Raw genomic sequence first — 19080 nt, 5'->3', positions numbered from 1 at the left:
ACCGGGAACATTCTGAGCGAAGGCAGCCGCCTCCGCTCGTGACGGCCCGATGCGCCCCCCGTAATCCCTGACATCGAGGAGGATGTCCCGTGCACGATCCCACCCGATCTACCACCAGACCCCGCAGCGCGATGCTCCGCGGTCTCAGCTCCGTCGTCGCCACATGCGCGCTCGTACTCGGCCTCGCCGCTCCCGCGGCGCATGCGGAGACGCCCACCGACGCGATCGCGAACTTCACCTTCGACGAGGCACCGACCGGCGGTGCGTTCACCTCGGGTGAGGTTCGCGCGACGGTCCAAGGCGATGCCTCGCTCGTCGCGGGCAAGGAGGGACAGGGCACGGCGGCCCGGCTCGGCTCCGGGTTCTGGCTCGACCTCGCGAAGACCGACGGCTCAGCTGTGCTGCAGGGGCTCGACGCCGTCACCTTCTCGTACGACCGCAAGCCGGAGGCGGGCAACCAGGGCTGGACGATCGCCGCCTCGCGTTCGGCCGACCCGAACGTCTTCGAGAACGAGACCTACCTCGGCGTCATCGACACCGAATCGGCCATCAGCGTCGAGCGCTACAACAATGCGGGATTCCGCAACATCGACGGCAACATCACGGCCGCCGCGAGCCGAGCCGACTGGAAGCACGTCGACCTCGTCGTCGACGGCGCCACGGCGAAGCTCTACGTCGACTACGCGCTCGTCGGCGAGAACACGACGGGGCAGAAGCTCACCGGCATCCTGGGCGAGACGGGTGGAGTGCTGCAGGTCGGCAAGGCCAACTGGGGCGCCGGCGAGTACTTCACCGGGCTCATCGACAACCTGACGATCACCCCGCGCGCGCTCAGCGCCGACGAACTGCGCCCGCCGAGCGAGGTGCTCGCGCAGCAGGATGCCGACGGCATCGTGATCGTGAACGCCGATGACATACGCGGCAACTTCTCCCTGCCGCTCACGGCAGCGCAGGGCTCCACCATCGCGTGGGAGATCACGAGCGGTGGCGAGTTCGCGACGCTCGAGGACGGCGTCAACGACTCCACGCAGCGCGCGGTCATCACCCGTCCTGCGGCCGGCGACGCTGCCGCGGCCGTCGAGCTGCACGCGACGGTCACCAACGACGGTGCGACAGCGACGAAGGACGTCACCGTGTCGATCGCGCCGAAGCCCGCAGACGTGGGCGACCCCGAGGCGTACGTCTGGGCCTTCTTCACCGGTGAGGGCATCGGCGGTGAGAAGATCAGCCTCGCCGCCTCGAAGGGCAACAACGCGCTCGACTGGTACACCCTGAACGAGGGCGAGCCGCTGTTCACCTCCACGCTCGGCGAGAAGGGTCTGCGCGACCCGTTCATCATCCGCTCCCACGACGGTGACAAGTTCTACATGCTCGCCACCGACCTCAAGATCGCCGGCCGCCCCGGCAGCGGCTTCATGACCTCGCAGGTCAACGGCTCGCTCGGCATCGAGGTCTGGGAGTCGACGAACCTGGTCGACTGGACGGCGCAGCGCCACGCGGTCGTGAACACGCCGCTCGCGGGCAACACCTGGGCCCCCGAGGCGTACTGGGACGACGAGCTGGGCACGTATGTCGTGTACTGGGCGTCGAACCTCTACGACACCGCGGACACCGCCGACCGCCCCGTCGACCCGAACTACAACCGCATGATGTACGTCACCACCGACGACTTCGTCAGCTTCTCGGAGCCGCAGGTCTGGATCGACGTCGACCGCCGTGGACAGGCCGGTGCGGGATCGATCGACGTCTCGGTGCAGAAGGTCGGCGGCGAGTACGTGCGCGTCTACAAGGACGAGAACACGATGTCGCTCCGCCAGGAGAAGTCGAGCGACCTGCTCGCGACGGTCGGCGGATCGGGTGTGAAGGACTACTCCTCGACGGCCGGCGCCACGAGCGGCTGGTCGCAGATGGGCACCGACATCGGCAACGGCAGCGACAACGGCTACGGCGGCACCTTCACCGGTGGCGAGGGCCCCTCGCTGTTCAAGGCGAACCCGGGAGACGTGAACGGCTACCAGTACTACCTGTTCGCCGATCAGCCGAGCTACCACGACGGTCCGAACCACTACGTGCCGATGGCGACCGACGACATCATGGATGCTTCCAAATGGGAGGTCGTCGGCGACGAGATGCCGAAGACCAACTTCCCCTCGAACTCCGACGGCGGCATGCCCCGTCACGGCACGATCCTGCCCGTCACGAAGGCGGAGCACGAAGCCCTGCTCGACGAGTACCTCGGTGACATCGAGGTCGAGTCGTTCGAACCGCTCGCCGTCGAGACCATGGCGGGCGTCACGCCCGACCTGCCGGCCACGGTGACCCTGCACATGAAGAGCGGTGCGACCAGAGAGGTCGGGACGATCTGGAACAGTGTGCCGGCTGCCGACTACGCCGAGGCGGGCACGACCTTCGTCGTGCAGGGCGTCGCGAAGGACGCGTCGCGCTTCCCGATCGAGGTGACGGTGACCGTCGCCGAGAAGGCGGAGGCCGTCGACGGCCTGCTCGCGAATTACGCGTTCACGCAGACGACCGGTGCCACTGTGCCCAACGACGGCGGCAACGCCGGGCCCGCGCGGGTGCAGAACCAGGACGACGCCCAGTGGACGGGCAACTCGCTGACGCTCACGGGCGGCGCCAAGGGCGGGCCGGGCAACTGGGTGCGGCTGCCCAACGATCTGCTCACCGGAGCGGACGCGGCGACCGTCACCACCGAGGTGAAGATCGACCCGTCGATGAAGCACCTGCACAACTTCCTCTGGAACATCGGTGCGGAGAACGACCAGACCCACTATTTCTTCGTCGGCCTGCGCGATGACGACGTGTTCCCGCCCCGCGCCGACATCAGGAACGGCAGCGCGGAGGCGATCGCGGCCACGAGCGGCAACATCGACTTCGGCCGGTGGACGTCGATCACGACGACCATCGACGGGGCGACCGACAAGCTGCGCCTGTACTTCGACGGCGAACTCGTGGCCGAGGCCCCGACGACGCTCGAACCGAAGGACATCGCCGACCAGACGATGAACACCATCGGAAAGTCGCCGTGGCCGGACCCGCTGTTCAAGGGCGAGATCGCGACCTTCCGGGTCTACGACCGGGCGATGGACGCCGACGAGGTGCGCCAGACCAGCGACCGGGACGCCAAGCTGCACGAGGCCGAGCTCCAGGCGGTCGCCCAGGCGAAGGTCGACGGGCTCACCGTGCCCGAGGGCGAGATCGACGGAGACTACGTCGCGCTCCCGACGGCGGGCGGCAGTGTCGACTGGGCGTCGAGCAAGCCCTCCGTCATCGACATCGACGGCACGGTCACGCAGCCTGACGCGGGCGCGGAGCCCGTCGCCGTCGAGCTGACGGCGAGCTACACCTTCCGCGGCCTCACGGCCGAGCGGACGACCACCGTCACCGTGCTGCCCACGAGCGCAACCGCCGAAGAGCAGACGGCGACGGCGGCCGAGCGCTACGTGATCCCGCCGCTCGTGCGTTCGGGCACGAAGCTGCCCGAGGCGCCGAAGGGCCTCATCGTCACCCCCGTCTCCGCATCGGGTGGTGCATCCATCGACGACGGTGCGCTCGTGCTCGACGGCCACGCAGGGGTCGATGCCCAGGTGACCGTTAAGATCGCGCGGGAATCCGCGCCGGAGACCACGGTCGACAAGACGTTCACCGTCCGGGTGCTGCCCACGACGCACGCGCGGGACATCACGGGCTACCACCGCACGCCGACGAGCGAGTTCGAGGCGAACAACGCCGACGTCGCGCTCAGCATGCACCTCGCGGTGCAGAGCGACTCGCCGTCGGCAGCGACCGGGTGGACGCCGCTCAACGAGAACTACGGGGTCTTCTTCGCGAAGACCTCCGAACCCGTTCCGATGACGGGGCCGAACCCGAACACCTACACGCGCAGCCTGATCGATCCCGCAGTGTTCCAGCTGCGCGGTGACGAGGGCTACGGCGTCGTGAGCACGCGAGTGCGTCGCGGCGGCGGTGACGACGGCACGCAGGCGAATCAGGTGCTCGTGGCGACCACGCCCGACCTGCTCGACTACACCGAGCTGGGCCTGCTCACGCTCGACGAGGCAGGCGGCGTCAACGCTCCGACCGCCGTGTACGACGCGTCGAGCGACGCCTACGTCGTGTCGTGGACGACAGACTCGGGTGCGGGTCGGCACCAGGTCTTCACCGACCTCGCGGCGGCCGTGGCCGGCACGGGCGGCGGAGCCGGCGGCGATTCCGCATCGGGCCGGGCCACGGGTTCGGATCGCACGACGGACCTCGAGATCGAGGACTTCGCCGCGGGTACGATTCTGACCGTTCGCGAGAGCGTCGCGCACCGGCTGGAGAACCGCCTCGGGCGGATCACGAACACGGGGTACCAGGAGTTCGAGGATCTGACCGTCGTGAAGAAGACGCCGGTCGATGAGCTCGGGCTGCCCGAGCAGGTGACGCTCGACTACTCGGACGGCTCGACCGCGAAGCTGCCGATCTCCGACTGGGATCTCAGCGACCTCAACTTGAAGAAGCCGGGCACCTACACGGTTACGGGCACGGTCAAGCAGACGAAGTACCCGAAGCCGTTCGCGGTGGAGCGCGCCGACCCCTCGGCGTTCAAGTACGACTGGAACGGTCAGACGAAGTACCTGATGATCGCGACGAACGACCTGAACGAGCGGCACGTCGACCAGTACGGCAACGCGTTCATGCCGGTCCGGATCGGCGACACGCTCACCGAGCTCGCCGACGCTGCGCAGCCCGACCCGAACGATCCGCAGGCGGGTGAGATCCACCTGCTGAAGAAGGGCGACGTCGACGCGCAGGGCACGGCGATGACCGGATGCTTCTGGGCACCCGAGTTCCAGGTGATCGGCGGCAAGCTGTCGATCCTGTTCATGCCCTGCTACGACCAGAACGGCGGGCCGGATTACATCACGGGTCGCGCGTCGATCATGCAGCTGCAGCAGGATGAGGCCGGCGACGCCCTCGACCCGGCCGATCCGGCGAACTGGTCGAAGCCCGAGTGGATCCTCCGCGCCGACGGGATCACCAACCTGAACACGGACGTGCCGGCGAGCAACCAGATCTCGCTCGACATGACCTACTTCCAGGACGCGGCGGGGCAGTCGTACTACGCCTGGCAGTCGAACTGCTCGACGTACATTGCGACGCTCGATCCTGCGCACCCCAACCGCGTGACGAGCGATCCCGTGCGGATCGTCTCGCCGGAGTACGCCTGGGACAACTCCTGCGCCGAAGGCCCGAACGTGCTCACGCGCGACGGGAAGCTGCTCATGACGTACGCGGGCTCGCAAGTGGGGTACACCTACGCCACGGGCCTCGCGGTCGCGCCGACCTCGGGGGCGAACCTGCTCGATCCCGCATCTTGGAAGAAACTCAACTACCCGCTGCTGAAGTCGGGCGAGTTCGAGGGCGAGTGGCAGCTCGGCACCGGGCACGGCATGTGGTCGGAGGACGAGGACGGCAACATCGTCCACGTCTTCCACGCGAAGACCGACGCGGGCATCGGCGAGTACACCGTCGGACGCGACATGTTCGTGCGCCGCGTCCACTTCGATGCCGAGGGCATGCCGGTGCTCGACATGGAGTCGTCGGAGGAGCTCGCATCGCCCACCGTCACGATGCAGGTCGTCGTGAAGGCGTCACCGAACGCGTGCTCTGCACACCACGGGAAGCCCGTGGTTCCCGACCCGTTCGACGTGCAGAACCAAAGGACCTGCACAGGTCGGAAGCATTGGTAGAGAATCCATGCCGGCGGGGCCGGGGCATCACGCCCCGGCCCCGCCGTCATGCCTGCCGCCAACCCGCTGGACGACCCGCTGAGGAGAGGGAATGCAACGCGGGGTAACGCCGTTTCACCCTGAGGCCGGGTCGTGATGGACTCGACCGCATCGACGCCGCGCACTCGCGGCCGCACCTCTCCCCACGAACGGAGCCTCCCATGTCTCGCGCCCGCACTCTGCTCGGCCTCGCCGCAGCATCCCTCGCCGTCGTCGCCCTCGCCGCGTGCAGCTCGGGCGGTTCGAACGGCGCCGGCGCCGAGGCATCCGCGAAGGGCGACGACTACGGACTCGCGAAGGCGGGCACGCTGACGGTCGCGACCGAGGGCACCTACCCGCCGTTCACGTACCACGAGGGCGGCGCGGGCGAGCTCATCGGCTACGACGTCGAGGTGGCCGAGGCCGTCGCAGACAAGCTCGGCCTCGAGATCGCCTTCGAGGAGACCCAGTGGGACGCGATCTTCGCGGGCCTCGACGCGGGCCGCTTCGACGTCATCGCGAACCAGGTCTCGATCAACCCCGACCGTGAAGAGAGCTACCTCTTCTCGACGCCGTACACGGTGTCGCCGAGCGTCGTCGTCGTGAACGAGGGCGACGACTCGATCTCGAGCTTCGACGATCTCAAGGGCAAGACGACCGCGCAGTCGCTGACGAGCAACTTCTACCAGCTCGCCGTCGACGCCGGTGCGAACGTCGAGGCCGTCGAGGGCTGGGCGCAGGCCGTCGCGCTCCTCGAGCAGGGCCGCGTCGACGCGACGGTCAACGACAAGCTCACCTACCTCGACTACATGAAGCAGACGCCCGACGCGAAGCTCGCCGTCGCGGCCGAGACCGACCCGGCGGAGAGCGCCCTCACCTTCACGAAGGACAAGACCGCCCTCGTGAAGGCCGTCGACGAGGCGCTCGCCGAACTCCGCGAGGAGGGTGTGCTCGCCGAGCTCGGCGAGAAGTACTTCGGCGAGGACGTCTCGCAGTAGTCTGACGCCGAACCCCGACCGAAGGGCGGTGAGGCGATGACCGAGTGGCAGCTCGTACTCGACTCGTTCTGGCCATTGTTCTGGGGCGGTCTGAGCGGCACCATCCCGCTCGCGGTGGCGTCGTTCGCACTGGGGCTCGTGATCGCGCTCGGCGTCGCGCTCATGCGCATCAGCCGCAATCGCGTGCTGAGCTCCATCGCGAGGTGCTACATCTCGGTGATCCGCGGCACGCCCCTGCTCGTGCAGCTGTTCGTGATCTTCTACGGCATGCCGTCGATCGGCATCACGATCGATCCGTGGCCGAGTGCGATCATCGCGTTCTCGCTCAACGTCGGCGGGTACGCCGCCGAGGTGATCAGGGCGGCCATCCTCTCGGTGCCGAAGGGCCAGTGGGAGGCGGGCTACACGATCGGCATGTCGCCGGGCACGACGCTCACCCGACTGATCCTGCCGCAGGCGGCGCGCGTCTCGGTGCCGCCGCTGTCGAACACCTTCATCTCGCTCGTGAAGGACACCTCGCTCGCCTCGCTCATCCTCGTGACCGAGATGTTCCGGGTGGCGCAGCAGATCGCGGCGTTCAGCCGGGAGTTCCTGCTCATCTACATCGAGGCGGCCCTCATCTACTGGCTCTTCTGCCTCGTGCTCTCGAGCGGGCAGAACCTGATCGAGAAGAGATTGGACCGCTATGTCGCCCACTGATCGCGACGGGTCGGCCAACGACGGTGCGGCGAACGGTTCGGATGCCTCGGGCCCCGACCCGCTCGCCCCGGACCATGCCCCAGACGACAGCGTGCTGCTCGAAGCCCGCGGCATCCGCAAGTCGTTCGGCGACAACCAGGTGCTGCGGTCGATCGACCTCGAGGTGCGCCGCGGCGAGGTGGTCGTGCTGATCGGCCCGAGCGGCTCGGGCAAGACGACCGTGCTGCGCTCGCTCAACGGTCTCGAGACGCCCGACGCCGGCACCGTCTCGATCGCTGGGGGGCCGTCGCTCGACTTCGCGACGCCCGTGTCGAAGGCCCAGCGCTACGCGCTTCGCGACCGGTCGGCGATGGTGTTCCAGCAGCACAATCTCTTCCCGCACATGACGGTGATCGAGAACGTCATCGAGGGGCCGGTGCGGGTGCAGAAGGTGCCGAAGTCACGGGCCGTGGCCGAGGCATCCGCCCTGCTCGAGCGCGTCGGCCTCGCCGAGAAGCGCGATGCCTACCCCTTCGAGCTCTCGGGCGGGCAGCAGCAGCGCGTCGGCATCGTGCGTGCGCTCTCCCTGAAGCCGCAGCTGCTGCTCTTCGACGAGCCGACGAGCGCGCTCGACCCCGAGCTCGTGGGGGAGGTGCTTCAGGTGATCAAGGAGCTCGCCGACGAGGGCTGGACGATGGTCGTCGTCACCCACGAGTTGAGTTTCGCGCGGCAGGCCGCCGACGAGGTGCTGTTCATGGACGGCGGGGTCGTCGTCGAGCGCGGCGCACCGGAGCAGATCTTCACGAAGCCGACCGAGGAGCGCACGAGGCGATTCCTCGACCGCATCCTGCGGCCGCTCGACTGAGAGCCGGCGCGCAGCGGGTTTCGAGACGCGTGCACTCCGTCGCTCGCTCCTCGGCCGGCGGGGGCGGATAGCGTGGAGTCATGCCGGGCCCGCGTTCACCGAACGACGCGGGTGTGCTGCGCGCTCGGCGGCTGCTCGGGGCCTTCCGGCTCGCGATCGCGGCGCTCGAGATCGTGGCGCTCGTCGGCAACTTCGAGTACGTGCTCGGGTTCCGGTTCTTCGCGACCGCGAACTTCTTCAGCTACTTCACGGTGCAATCGGCGTTCCTCGCGGTCATCACACTCGGCGTTGCCGCCGCGTTCGCGCTGCTCGCGCCGCACGACCCGCCGTGGCTCGGCATCGTGCGCACGATGGTCACCGTGTACGTGCTCGTCTCGGGCATCGTGTTCGCACTCATCGTGACGCAGGCGTCGACGCGCGACTACCGGGTCGACGTGCCCTGGTCGGACACGTTGCTGCACTTCGTCGTGCCCGCACTCGCGATGATCGCATGGACCGCCGACAGCATCATCGCGGTGAATCCGCCGGTGCCGTGGTCGACGGTCGGGTGGGTGCTCGTGTTCCCGTCGGTCTGGCTCGTCTACACGCTCCTGCGCGGCGCCGATGTCGGCTGGTACCCGTACTTCTTCCTCGACGAGGCGCAGGTCGGCGGGCCTGTCGGGGTGGCGTTCTACTGCCTGCTCGTCCTCGTGATCTTCGTGACGATCACGGCGGGACTCGTCGCCGTCAACCGCTCGTTGCAGCGGGCGGGGCAGGCGCGAAGGGCACGAGATCGTCGAGCACCGCAGCCTGGAACGCCTGATCGTCGAGATCATCGAGCTGGCGAGCCTGCGCCGCGGCGATGATGCCGACGAGCACGGGCGGGCCGCCGCCGAAGGGGGCGGTCGCCTCGCCGCCGTCGACTTCGGGAGGGTCGGGATTCGGGTACCCGTTCGCCGCCCCGAGGTCGATCCAGGCGGAGACCCGGGTGCCGACGCCGACGACCGCGTAGAGCTCGGGCATCGACGCGGATGCATCGCCCGTGGTTTCGCCCGACCCCGGCTGCTCGGGTCGCCAGAACGCCTCGTCGAACCGCAACCAGATGAGGTCGACGGCGCCCGTGCGCAACTCGCCGAGTGCCCGCAGATGGCGCGGGGGCAGCGGAGGCTCGAAGGCGAACGCGTCGGACTGGAGCACGCCCAGCGGCACCGCCACGACGACCCGGTCGGCCGACACCGACTCACCCGAGTCGAGGCGCAGCGCGACCCTGCGGTCGGTTGCGATGATCCGCGTGACCGCGCTGCCGACGGCGATGTCGAGACCTTCGGCGAGCAGTTCGACCGCGTCGGAGAGTCGACCCGTCACGAGTCGTCGGGGCGTCGCGGCCAGGCTCGCGAAATCGGTGTTCGCCGAGACGAGGGTCGACCCCGCCCCCGTGAACGGCTCGATGTCGGTGCGGACGGTGTGGGTCAGCCACTCGCCGGGCTCGACGCCGTCGATCTCGCCGCCCGCGGGCGGCAGGAGGCCGGCGCCCGTGAGCGCTGCCGCGAGCGAGACGTCGTCGGGCTGCCCGGCCGCCCAGGCCCGGGCCGCGTCGATCGCCTCGGGACCCGTCGTGGGCACCGCGACCGTGCGGCCGTCGAGCGTCCGGGTCTCGGCCCGAGGGGTGAACGACACGGTCGTCACGGATGCCTCGTCGAGCAGCCGATCGAGCGCCTCGTCGTCACCGACGAAGAGCGCGCCGAGTTCGATCGTGCGGCCGAACGCCTCGTCGTCGACCGTCTCGATGCGCCCGCCGATGCGCGTGCGCGCCTCGACCACGATGACTTCGAACCCGGCGCGGTCGAGCTCGCGCGCCGCAGCGAGGCCCGCGATGCCGGCGCCGATCACGGCGACGCGCTCGCCGGGCTCGGCGACCGCCCTCAGTGAAGCGGCGGCGTCGACGCCCGAGCGCAACGCCCCGTGCAGGGTTCCGGGCGCCTCGGCGGAGGACGCCTCTCCGGCGAACCAGATTCGGTCGCCGACCGGTTCGGCGAGTGCCTCTCGCAGTTCGGGCGTCGTGTCGACGGCTCGGAAGCCGAACGCCCCGCGCGCGAACGGGTCGGCCGCCCAGCGCGAGCGGTGCATCGCGGTGGGCAGCGGCACACCGCCCGGCGTCGCGGTGGGCGTGGGGGTCGGGGTGGGCACCGGTGTACCGGTAGGGCTGGGCTTCGGCTCGGGGCCGGTGCAGCTCGCGAGCACGACCGTCGCGGTGCCCGCGAGCGCCGCGGCGAGGAGCCCGCGACGGCTCACGCCGCCCCCGCCAGCCCGCTCTCGCATGCTCTCAGGCTATCCGGCCCTCGCAGGATGAGGAGCGCCCCACGAAGGAGGACTCGTGGGGAGACCTGCTCGCCGAGAGCTGCAGGATCAGGCGACGACCACCCCGCATACGGGCGGTGCCGGCCGAATGGTCCTGCAACGTGCGGCAGAGCACGACGGATCGCCCGCATCCGCCGGGACGCGGGCGATCCGGGCCGGTGGTCTCGATACGCTGCGCTACTCGACCGACGGGGTGCGGTTTTACGCGGTGACGTAACCGTCGGCCACGGTGAGCGCCTCGTCGATGATGTCGAGCCCGCGCACGAGCTCCTCCTCGGTGATGACGAGCGGCGGGGCGACGTGCATCCGGTTGAAATGGATGAAAGGCCAGAGGCCGGCCTGCTTGCAGGCCGCCGCGACCGCGCCCATGGGCGCCGCGTCGGCGCCGGCGGCGTTGAACGGAACGAGCGGCTCGCGCGTCGAGGCATCCTTCACGAGTTCGATCGCCCAGAACAGGCCGAGACCGCGCACTTCGCCCACAGAGGGGTGCTTCGCCGCGATTTCGCGGAGGCGAGGCCCGACGACGCGCTCGCCGAGGTCGCGCACGCGCTCGAGGATGCCGTCGCGCTCGAACACCTCGAAGGTCGCGACGCCCGGTGCGCACGCGAGCGGGTGGCCCGAATACGTCAGGCCGCCCATGAAGGCCACGGTGTCGAAGTGGGAGGCGATCTTCTGCGAGATCACCACGCCGCCGAGCGGGGCGTAGCCCGAGTTGACGCCCTTCGCGAAGGTGATGAGGTCGGGGGTCACGCCGAAGTGGTTCACCGCGAACCACTCGCCGACGCGGCCGAAGCCGACCATGACCTCGTCGGCGATGTAGACGATGCCGTACTCGTCGCAGAGGGCGCGCACCCCCTCGAGATAGCCGGGCGGCGGCACGAGCACGCCGTTGGTGCCGACGATCGTCTCCAGGATGATCGCGGCGATCGTCGATGCTCCCTCGAGCACGATGACCTGCTCGAGGTGGGCGAGGGCACGCTGCGCCTCCTCTTCGGGCGTGGTCGAGCCCCAGGCGGAGCGGTACTCGTACGGGCCGAAGAAGTGCGCGACCGAGCCGTCGGAGGGCTCGTTCGCCCAGCGGCGCGGGTCGCCCGTCAGCGAGATCGCGGTCGCGGTGCCGCCGTGGTAGCTGCGGTACATCGAGAGCACCTTGCGCCGGCCCGTCACGGCGCGCGCCATGCGCACCGCGTACTCGTTGGCATCGGCGCCGCCGTTCGTGAAGAACACCTTGTCGAGGTCGCCTGGCGCCACCTCGGCGATGCGGCGAGCCAGTACGCCGCGCACGTCATTCGCCATCGACGGCTGGATCGTCGCGAGGCGCCCCGCCTGCTGCTGGATGGCGGCGACGAGGTCGGGGTGCTGGTGGCCGAGGTTCAGGTTCACGAGCTGCGACGAGAAGTCGAGGTACGCGTTGCCCTGATAGTCCCAGAACGTCGATCCCTCGCCCGAGGCGATCGGCAGCGGGTCGATGAGGGCCTGCGCGCTCCAGGAGTGGAAGACGTGGGCCCGGTCGTCGGCGCGCACCTGCGCGTCGGCGTCGTCGTCGGGCAGCGCGTGCACGGCGCCGTGACGGTCGGTGCGGCGTGCCGTCGCGGCATCCGTCGTCTGCATCTCGGTGGTGAGGGTGTCGGTCATGTCTCTGCTCCTCGCAGCTGAATCCAGATGGCACTTCCTGTAGGGCTCGGCGGACCGAACCCGACAGCCGGTGTCATCTCGATCGGTCGGGTCAGTGATTCTGGGGGAAGCCCAGGTTGATGCCGGTGTGCGCTCGGTCGCCGCGGGTGGCCAGGTCGAGCCAGCGGCTCGTGATGGCCTTCTCGCGGGTGAAGAAGTCGAAGCCGTGGGTGCCGTACGCCTTCGCATCGCCGAAGAGCGACTGCTTCCAGCCACCGAAGGAGTGGTAGGCGACCGGCACGGGGATCGGCACGTTGATGCCGATCATTCCGACCTGCACCTCGTGCTGGAAGCGGCGGGCCGCGCCGCCGTCGTTCGTGAAGATCGCGGTGCCGTTGCCGAACTGACCCGAGTTGATGAGGTCGAGGCCCTCGTCGTACGACGCCACGCGCACGATCGACAGCACGGGGCCGAAGATCTCCTCGGTGTACGCCCGCGAGGTGGTCGGCACGTCGTCGATCAGGGTCGGTCCGAAGAAGAAGCCGCCGTCGTGGCCGTCGACGGTGAAGTCGCGGCCGTCGACGACGATCTTCGCGCCGTCGGCCTCGGCGATGTCGACGTACGAGGCGACCTTGTCGCGGTGCGCCCCGGTGATCAGCGGGCCCATGTCGGGCTCACTGAGCTTGCCGTCACCGACATCGACGCCCGCACCGTCGCCGATCTTCAGCGCGGCGATGCGCTCGGTGATCTTGGCGATCAGCTCGTCGGCGACGGGCTCGACGGCGAGCACGACCGAGATCGCCATGCAACGTTCGCCCGCCGCGCCGTAGCCGGCGTTCACGGCCTGGTCTGCGACGAGGTCGAGGTCGGCGTCGGGGAGCACGAGCATGTGGTTCTTCGCGCCGCCGAGCGCCTGCACGCGCTTGCCGTGCTTCGACGCGGTCTCGTAGATGTACTGGGCGATGGGCGTCGAGCCGACGAACGAGATCGACTGCACGAGGGGCGAGGCGAGCAGGCCGTCGACGGCGAGCTTGTCGCCCTGGAGCACGGTGAAGACACCGTCGGGGAGGCCGGCCTCCTTCCAGAGCTCCGCCATCCAGAGGGCCGCCGACGGGTCCTTCTCGCTCGGCTTCAGGACGACGGCGTTGCCGGCGGCGATCGCGATGGGGAAGAACCACATCGGCACCATCGCGGGGAAGTTGAACGGGCTGATGATGCCGACGACGCCGAGGGGCTGCTTCAGCGAGTAGACGTCGATGCCCGACGAGGCGTTCTCGGAGAAGGCTCCCTTGATCAGGTGCGGGAACCCGGTGGCGAGTTCGACGACCTCCTGGCCGCGGAGGATCTCGCCCATCGCGTCGGAGAGCACCTTGCCGTGCTCGGCGGTGATGATGGCGGCGAGCTCGCCCTTGCGCGAGTTCAGCAGCTCGCGGAACGCGAACATCACGGTCTGGCGCTTCGCGATCGAGTAGCCGCTCCACACCTCGAAGCCCGCCTGCGCCGACGTGATCGCCGCGTCGATCTCGGCCTGGTCGGCGAGGGCGACCTCGGCCCGCACCGCACCTGTGGCGGGGTTGAAGACCGGGGCGGTGCGGCCCGAGGCGGACGAGCGCAGCGCGCCGTCGATCCAGTGTCCGATCGCCGCCACTTCGGTGTTCGAAGTGGGCGATGTCGCGGTCTCGGTGATACTCATTGCGGTCCTTCCGGGCGGTGCGGGTGGGCGTTCAGACAGAATGCCCGACGCTCGACTAGGCTTTGATTCCCAGTGTTGCAGAGGCGAAGAGAGCGAAGCTGTGCCAGATCGTCGCGAAGATGAGTCGATCCGAACGGATCGTCCGGCCGTTCCGAACGGCGCGCAGGCGAGTGCGGGCGGGGGCGCGGCCGACGACGGTGCAGCGCTGCCGACCGTGCGCGAGATCCTGGCGCTGCCGGCCATCGCGGCCGGGGTGCCCGAGGTGCTCTCCGGCGAGGGGGCGCTCGACGCCCGGGTTCGCTGGGTGCACGTCTCCGACAGTGCAGGCGTCGCCCGACTGCTCGACGGCGGCGAATTGCTCCTGTCGACCGGCTCGGGCTGGCCGACCGATCCCGGCGAGCTCCGCGACTTCATCGCGGGCCTCGTCGACGCGGGCCTTTCGGGTCTCGTGCTCGAACTCGGCGCGCACTACCGCTACGTTCCGGCCGTCGTCGAAGGGGCGGCGCGCGAGCGCGGGCTGGCACTCATCGCGCTGCACCGCGAGGTGAAGTTCGTCGCGCTGACCGAAGCCGTGCACAGCCGGATCATCTCCGAACAGACGGCCGCCCTGCGCGCCCGCGACGAGGTGCGCGAGCGCTTCACCGCGTTGAGCCTTCGCGGCTCGCCCGTCGACTACCTCGTCGCGCAGCTCGCACAGACGCTCGGGGCGCCGGTCGTGCTCGAGAACCTCGCCTACGAAGTGGTCGCCGCCGAGGTGCCCGCCGGCATCGAGCAGGAGTTGTTCGCGAACTGGGAACAGCGCTCCCGCCACGCGCACCGCAACCGCGGGGACTGGCTGATCGTGCCGGTCGAGGCCAGGGGAATCCGGTGGGGCAACCTCATCGCACTGCCCGGGCCGGCCCACCCGGCGGGCCGTACCGGCGTCATCGAACAGGGTGCGATCGCCCTCGCGCTCGGCCGTCTCGCCGACGACGGCGACGAGTGGATGCGCGCGGGGCGGCAGCGACTCGTCGACGGACTGCTCGAAGGGCGTTTCGCCGGACTGCCCGCGGCGGCGGCGCGACTCACCGCCGCCGGTCTGCCCGTCGAGGGGGCGACGCTGCACGGGCTCGTCGTCACGGGCGTGCCGGTCACGGCATCGCGAGCGGATGCCGCGGCGCAGCAGTTCGGCGGCCGCGCTCTCGCCGCCGCGGCCCCGGGCTGGCCGCGCCAGACCCACGCGAGCATCGTGCTGCTGTCGCTGCCGATCGGCGCGCAGTTCGCCGATGCGAGGGCGCGCGAGTTCGCCCGTGCGGTGGTCGACGCCGAGGCATCCACCGATCACCTGGTGCTCTCGATCGGGCAGGCCGCCTCGGAGCTCGACGGGCTGCTCGGGTCGGTGCAGGAGGCGATCGACCTGGCACGCGTGCCCGGTGCCCGGTCGCAGCGCGGCCTTGCGATCCGTCGGGCCGAAGACCGCCCGTTGATCAGACTCGTGACCTCGCTGCGCGACGACCACCGGCTTCTGCGGCACAGCGAGCAGATGCTCGCGCCGCTCATCGAGTACGACCTCGCCCGCGGCGGCGACCTGCTCGACGTGCTCGGTGCGACGCTCGCGCATCCCGGCAACCGCACCGCCGCGGCGGGGGCCTCGCATCTGTCGAGGTCGGTGTTCTACCAGCGGCTGACGCTCATCGGGCAACTCCTCGGCGTCGACCTCGACGACGGCGAGACGCTCACGGCGCTGCACCTCGCGCTGCTCGTGCGGCGGAGCGCGGTGCGGTAGCCCGCCCGCCCCGCCCGCGCCCCGCCCGCCCTCCCCGCCCCGCGCGCCCTCCCCGCCCCGCCCGCCCGCGCCCGCCCGCCCGCCCGCGCCGCGCCCGCCCGTCCCCGCCCGCCCTTTACAGGACATCGACGCGTTTACAGGACGACCCGCCCGGCAAACGTCCTGTCCACGCGCGAATGTCCTGTAAACCCGGGGCGGAGCGAGGGCTCGGGAGAGGGCTCGGGAGAGGGCCGGGAGAGGGCCCGGGGTGCGGTGCGCTGGGACAGCAAAAACTGGTCACTTGCTATTGACAAGTGCACTTGCAAAGAGCAAGCTGGGGTGCGAAGCATCCGCTCGACCACTGACGATCCGGAGGCGATCATGACCACGACCAGCATCTTCGTGAACCTGCCCACCAGCGACCTCGACCGCGCCAAGGCGTTCTACGAGGCCCTCGGGTTCACCATCAACCCACTCTTCACCGATGAGAACGCCGCCTGCGTGGTGCTCGACGAGAACATCTATTTCATGGTGCTCACCCGCGAGTACCTCGGCACCTTCACCGACAAGCAGATCATCGACCCGAAGACGCACGCGCAGACCAGCATCTCGTTCACCCGCGACTCGCGCGACGAGGTCGACGCGGTGCTCGCCAAGGGGCTCGCCGCCGGCGGCACCGAGCCGCGCGACGCGCAGGACTACGGCTTCATGTACTCGCGCGACCTCGAAGACCCCGACGGCAACATCCTCGGGTTCCTGTACATGGAGCAGGCGGCCGTCGAGCAGGGCCCCGACGCCTACCTGGCCGACCAGGGCCAGCAGGCGCCGTCGGCGACGGTCTGACCGAGTGGCGACGCGTGGCGCGCGCGGCTTCGGCCAGTACGGCGGAGCCGCCCGCGCGCTCGAGCGGGTCGGGGATCGATGGGCGCTGCTCATCGTCCGCGACCTGCTCGTCGGCGCGCGCCGCTACGGCGATCTGAAGGCGGGGCTGCCGCGCATCCCCACGAACATCCTCAGCGACCGGCTGAAGGAGCTGCAGGAGGCGGGCGTCCTGCGGCGCGTGCCGAGCGTGCGCGGCGGCTACGAGCTCACCGAGCTCGGCCGAGGCCTCGAGCCCGTCGTCGTCGCCCTCGAGCGCTGGGGGTGGTCGCTGCTCGGCGAACCCGGCGACGGTGAGACGATGAGCGCCGACTCCATCGCCTTCGCGCTGCGGGCGGCGTTCCGGCCGGATGCCGCGGCGTCGCTGCCGCCCACCGAGTACGTGCTGCACGTGGCCGACGAGGCGGCACCCGTCTCGGTGTCGGCGATCGTCATCGGCCCGACGCTCGACGTCGCCCCGGTCGGCCCAGGCGCGCTGCCCCAGCCGCGCCGGTCGGCGCTCGAGCCCGTGCCCCAGTCGGTGCTCGAGCTCGAGCTGGCACCGGGGCGGCTGCGCGCGCTGCTCGCGGGCGAGGCATCCGTGCCATCGTCGTTCGCCGGCGACAGCGAGTTGCTGGCCCGGTTCTGCGCCACGTTCCGCATCGACGCGGGTGGCCCCGCACCGGTCATGCCTGCCACGGCGGTCGCTTGACCCGCGCCCCGTGCGCCGCAGCTTCGGAACTCTGCACCAGATCGGGGCCGATCGGGGCATTCGATCCGAAGTTGTGGCGATCTCCGAGGTCGCGGCGGGTTCCGGGGCGCCGGCGATGCCCGCCGTACTCCAAGGGATACGCGGCCCGCGCTCGTTCGCGCTGGCCCGGCGGCTACGTTGACACGACGCGGCTCCGCCGCCCGATCACTCGGTTGCGGGCGATGTCGTCATGCTCGTCGGCCGCAGTGGGTCGCGGGCGTGCCCAAGGCGTTCTGCGCCTGATCGAGCGACGCAACCGCCGCCTGAGCACCGCCAGGAGTTCGGGGATCGCCACAGCTTCGGACCGATCCGTGTGAGACATCCGAAAGCGTGGCGATCTCCGAAATCGTGGCGTGGAGGGGAGCGCCGGGCCGCGTCGGCTACTTCGCGACGAAGCGGAGGCGGCGGTTCGCGAATTCGCCGATGCCGACCGGACCCATCTCGCGCCCGAAGCCCGAGCGCTTCACGCCGCCGAACGGCAGCTCTGCGGCCTCGGCGGCGATCGTGTTGACGTGCGTCATGCCGACCTCGAGACGCGAGGCGACGCGCGCGGCGCGAGCCTCGTCGGTCGAGAACACCGAACCGCCGAGACCCAGTGCGCAGTCGTTGGCGAGCTCGAGCGCCTCCTCGTCGCTGTGCACACGGAACACGGTCGCGACCGGGCCGAACATCTCTTCGCCGTACGATTCGGAGTCTCGGGGCACCCCGGTCAGCACCGCCGGCGAATAGTACGCGCCGGGGCCGTCGGAGAGCACGCCGCCCGCTTCGAGGGTCGCGCCCTCGGCGACCGCCTTCTGCACTTGGGCGTCCACCGTCTCGGCGGCGGCGCGCGACGACATGGGTGCGTACTGGCCGTCGCCGAGGTCGAGCTGGTCGCCTGGCTCGAGGCCGGTGGCGAGCTTCGTCAGCTCGGCGACGAACTCGTCGTAGATGTCGTCCATCACGATCAGGCGCTTGTTCGAGTTGCACACTTGGCCGCCGTTGTAGACGCGGAAGTCCCACGCCGCCTTCGCGACACCCGCGACATCGTCGGAGTCGAGCACGACCATCGGGTCGATGCCGCCGAGCTCGAGCACGCACTTCTTCAGGTGCCGGCCGGCCTGCTCGCCGATGATGGCGCCCGCTCGCTCGGATCCCGTGAGGGAGACGCCCTGCACCCGGGGGTCGGCGATCATGGTCGCGATCTGCTCGTGCGAGGCGAACACGTTCTGGTAACCCCCGACGGGAACCCCGGCCTCCTCCATGATCTCCTGGATCGTGAGGGCCGAGCGGGCGCAGATGTCGGCGTGCTTCAGGATGATCGTGTTGCCGAGCACGAGGTTCGGCGCCGCGAAGCGGGCCACCTGGTAGTACGGGAAGTTCCACGGCATGACGCCGAGGAGGGCGCCCACGGGCAGTTGCTCGATGGTCGCCTTGCCCGGGATCGTCGACGGGATCTCGCGATCGGTGATCAGGCTCGGTCCGTGCACCGCGTAGTACTCGATGATCGAGCGGGCGAACTCGACCTCGTCGAGCGACTCGGCGATCGACTTGCCCATCTCGACGGCGATGAGCCGCGCGAGCTCGTCCTTGCGCTCCTCGAAGATCTCGGCCACCCGCTTGACCGCGGCGGCGCGCTCCTGAACGCCGCGCTCGCGCCACTCGCGGTACGCGCCGTCGCCGGCGGCGAGGGTCGCCTCGATGTCTGCGTCGGTCGCCGACTCGAAGGTCTCGACGATCTCGCCGGTCGCGGGGTTCTGCACCCGGTACTTCGCCATGATGTTCCTCTTCT

Annotated in this window: 12 protein-coding genes; 8 read left to right on the top strand and 4 right to left on the bottom strand. The window is 69.9% G+C overall.

Going from position 1 to position 19080, the window contains the following annotated elements; genetic code table 11:
* Window positions 1-89 precede the first annotated feature (89 nt).
* From H516_RS21275 to H516_RS22045, 5 genes are all read left to right on the top strand, one after another.
* Window positions 90-5753, top strand: coding sequence for a LamG-like jellyroll fold domain-containing protein (locus H516_RS21275; protein ID WP_157432196.1), 5664 nt, complete (start codon window positions 90-92; stop codon window positions 5751-5753).
* Between the two features lie 200 nt (window positions 5754-5953).
* Window positions 5954-6769, top strand: a complete 816-nt coding sequence (locus tag H516_RS0108225) for an amino acid ABC transporter substrate-binding protein (RefSeq protein ID WP_026378580.1) — start codon at window positions 5954-5956, stop codon at window positions 6767-6769.
* Between the two features lie 36 nt (window positions 6770-6805).
* A complete protein-coding gene (locus H516_RS0108220; protein WP_022889245.1) occupies window positions 6806-7468 on the top strand; it encodes an amino acid ABC transporter permease in 663 nt (220 codons plus the stop codon).
* Window positions 7455-8312: an amino acid ABC transporter ATP-binding protein gene (locus tag H516_RS0108215; protein ID WP_022889244.1), complete on the top strand. Its 858-nt coding sequence runs from the start codon at window positions 7455-7457 to the stop codon at window positions 8310-8312. The genes H516_RS0108220 and H516_RS0108215 overlap by 14 nt, the downstream gene beginning before the upstream one ends.
* A gap of 80 nt (window positions 8313-8392) precedes the next feature.
* Entirely contained in the window at window positions 8393-9157 is a 765-nt protein-coding gene (locus H516_RS22045; protein ID WP_157432195.1) for a Pr6Pr family membrane protein, read from the top strand.
* On the opposite strand, the gene H516_RS22530 is transcribed toward H516_RS22045, so the two are convergent.
* From H516_RS22530 to H516_RS0108190, 3 genes are all read right to left on the bottom strand, one after another.
* Window positions 9039-10610: a flavin monoamine oxidase family protein gene (locus H516_RS22530; RefSeq protein ID WP_084620543.1), complete on the bottom strand. Its 1572-nt coding sequence runs from the start codon at window positions 10608-10610 to the stop codon at window positions 9039-9041. The two genes, H516_RS22045 and H516_RS22530, sit on opposite strands and share 119 nt — an antisense overlap.
* Before the next feature lie 240 nt (window positions 10611-10850).
* The gene (locus tag H516_RS0108195) at window positions 10851-12284 is read right to left on the bottom strand and encodes an aspartate aminotransferase family protein (RefSeq protein WP_022889240.1); all 1434 of its coding nucleotides are present in this window, start codon (window positions 12282-12284) and stop codon (window positions 10851-10853) included.
* A 91-nt stretch (window positions 12285-12375) separates the two neighbouring features.
* A complete protein-coding gene (locus H516_RS0108190) occupies window positions 12376-13956 on the bottom strand; it encodes a CoA-acylating methylmalonate-semialdehyde dehydrogenase (RefSeq protein WP_022889239.1) in 1581 nt (526 codons plus the stop codon).
* A 100-nt stretch (window positions 13957-14056) separates the two neighbouring features.
* Here H516_RS0108190 and H516_RS0108185 point away from each other — a divergent pair, with 100 nt between their 5' ends.
* The 3 genes from H516_RS0108185 to H516_RS0108175 all read left to right on the top strand — a co-directional run bounded on the left by H516_RS0108185 (window position 14057) and on the right by H516_RS0108175 (window position 17270).
* Window positions 14057-15721, top strand: coding sequence for a PucR family transcriptional regulator (locus H516_RS0108185; RefSeq protein ID WP_022889238.1), 1665 nt, complete (start codon window positions 14057-14059; stop codon window positions 15719-15721).
* A gap of 360 nt (window positions 15722-16081) precedes the next feature.
* A complete protein-coding gene (locus H516_RS22525) occupies window positions 16082-16543 on the top strand; it encodes a VOC family protein (protein ID WP_026378575.1) in 462 nt (153 codons plus the stop codon).
* 4 nt (window positions 16544-16547) lie between these two features.
* Window positions 16548-17270, top strand: a complete 723-nt coding sequence (locus H516_RS0108175; protein WP_022889236.1) for a winged helix-turn-helix transcriptional regulator — start codon at window positions 16548-16550, stop codon at window positions 17268-17270.
* A 419-nt stretch (window positions 17271-17689) separates the two neighbouring features.
* Here H516_RS0108175 and H516_RS0108170 read toward each other — a convergent pair whose 3' ends face one another.
* Window positions 17690-19066, bottom strand: coding sequence for an NAD-dependent succinate-semialdehyde dehydrogenase (locus H516_RS0108170; RefSeq protein ID WP_022889235.1), 1377 nt, complete (start codon window positions 19064-19066; stop codon window positions 17690-17692).
* Between the last annotated feature and the right edge of the window lie 14 nt (window positions 19067-19080).

The sequence above is a fragment of the Agromyces italicus DSM 16388 genome, from assembly GCF_000421545.1.
GTDB lineage: Bacteria > Actinomycetota > Actinomycetes > Actinomycetales > Microbacteriaceae > Agromyces > Agromyces italicus.
Note: the sequence above shows the minus strand (reverse complement) of the source record. Positions and strands in the feature narration are given on the sequence as shown.

Coding starts and splice junctions, on each gene's coding strand:
- H516_RS0108225 (WP_026378580.1), top strand. CDS start 5,954: ATGTCTCGCGCCCGCACTCTGCTCGGCCTCGCCGCAGCATCCCTCGCC.
- H516_RS0108220 (WP_022889245.1), top strand. CDS start 6,806: ATGACCGAGTGGCAGCTCGTACTCGACTCGTTCTGGCCATTGTTCTGG.
- H516_RS0108215 (WP_022889244.1), top strand. CDS start 7,455: ATGTCGCCCACTGATCGCGACGGGTCGGCCAACGACGGTGCGGCGAAC.
- H516_RS22045 (WP_157432195.1), top strand. CDS start 8,393: ATGCCGGGCCCGCGTTCACCGAACGACGCGGGTGTGCTGCGCGCTCGG.
- H516_RS22530 (WP_084620543.1), bottom strand. CDS start 10,610: ATGCGAGAGCGGGCTGGCGGGGGCGGCGTGAGCCGTCGCGGGCTCCTC.
- H516_RS0108195 (WP_022889240.1), bottom strand. CDS start 12,284: ATGACCGACACCCTCACCACCGAGATGCAGACGACGGATGCCGCGACG.
- H516_RS0108190 (WP_022889239.1), bottom strand. CDS start 13,956: ATGAGTATCACCGAGACCGCGACATCGCCCACTTCGAACACCGAAGTG.
- H516_RS22525 (WP_026378575.1), top strand. CDS start 16,082: ATGACCACGACCAGCATCTTCGTGAACCTGCCCACCAGCGACCTCGAC.
- H516_RS0108170 (WP_022889235.1), bottom strand. CDS start 19,066: ATGGCGAAGTACCGGGTGCAGAACCCCGCGACCGGCGAGATCGTCGAG.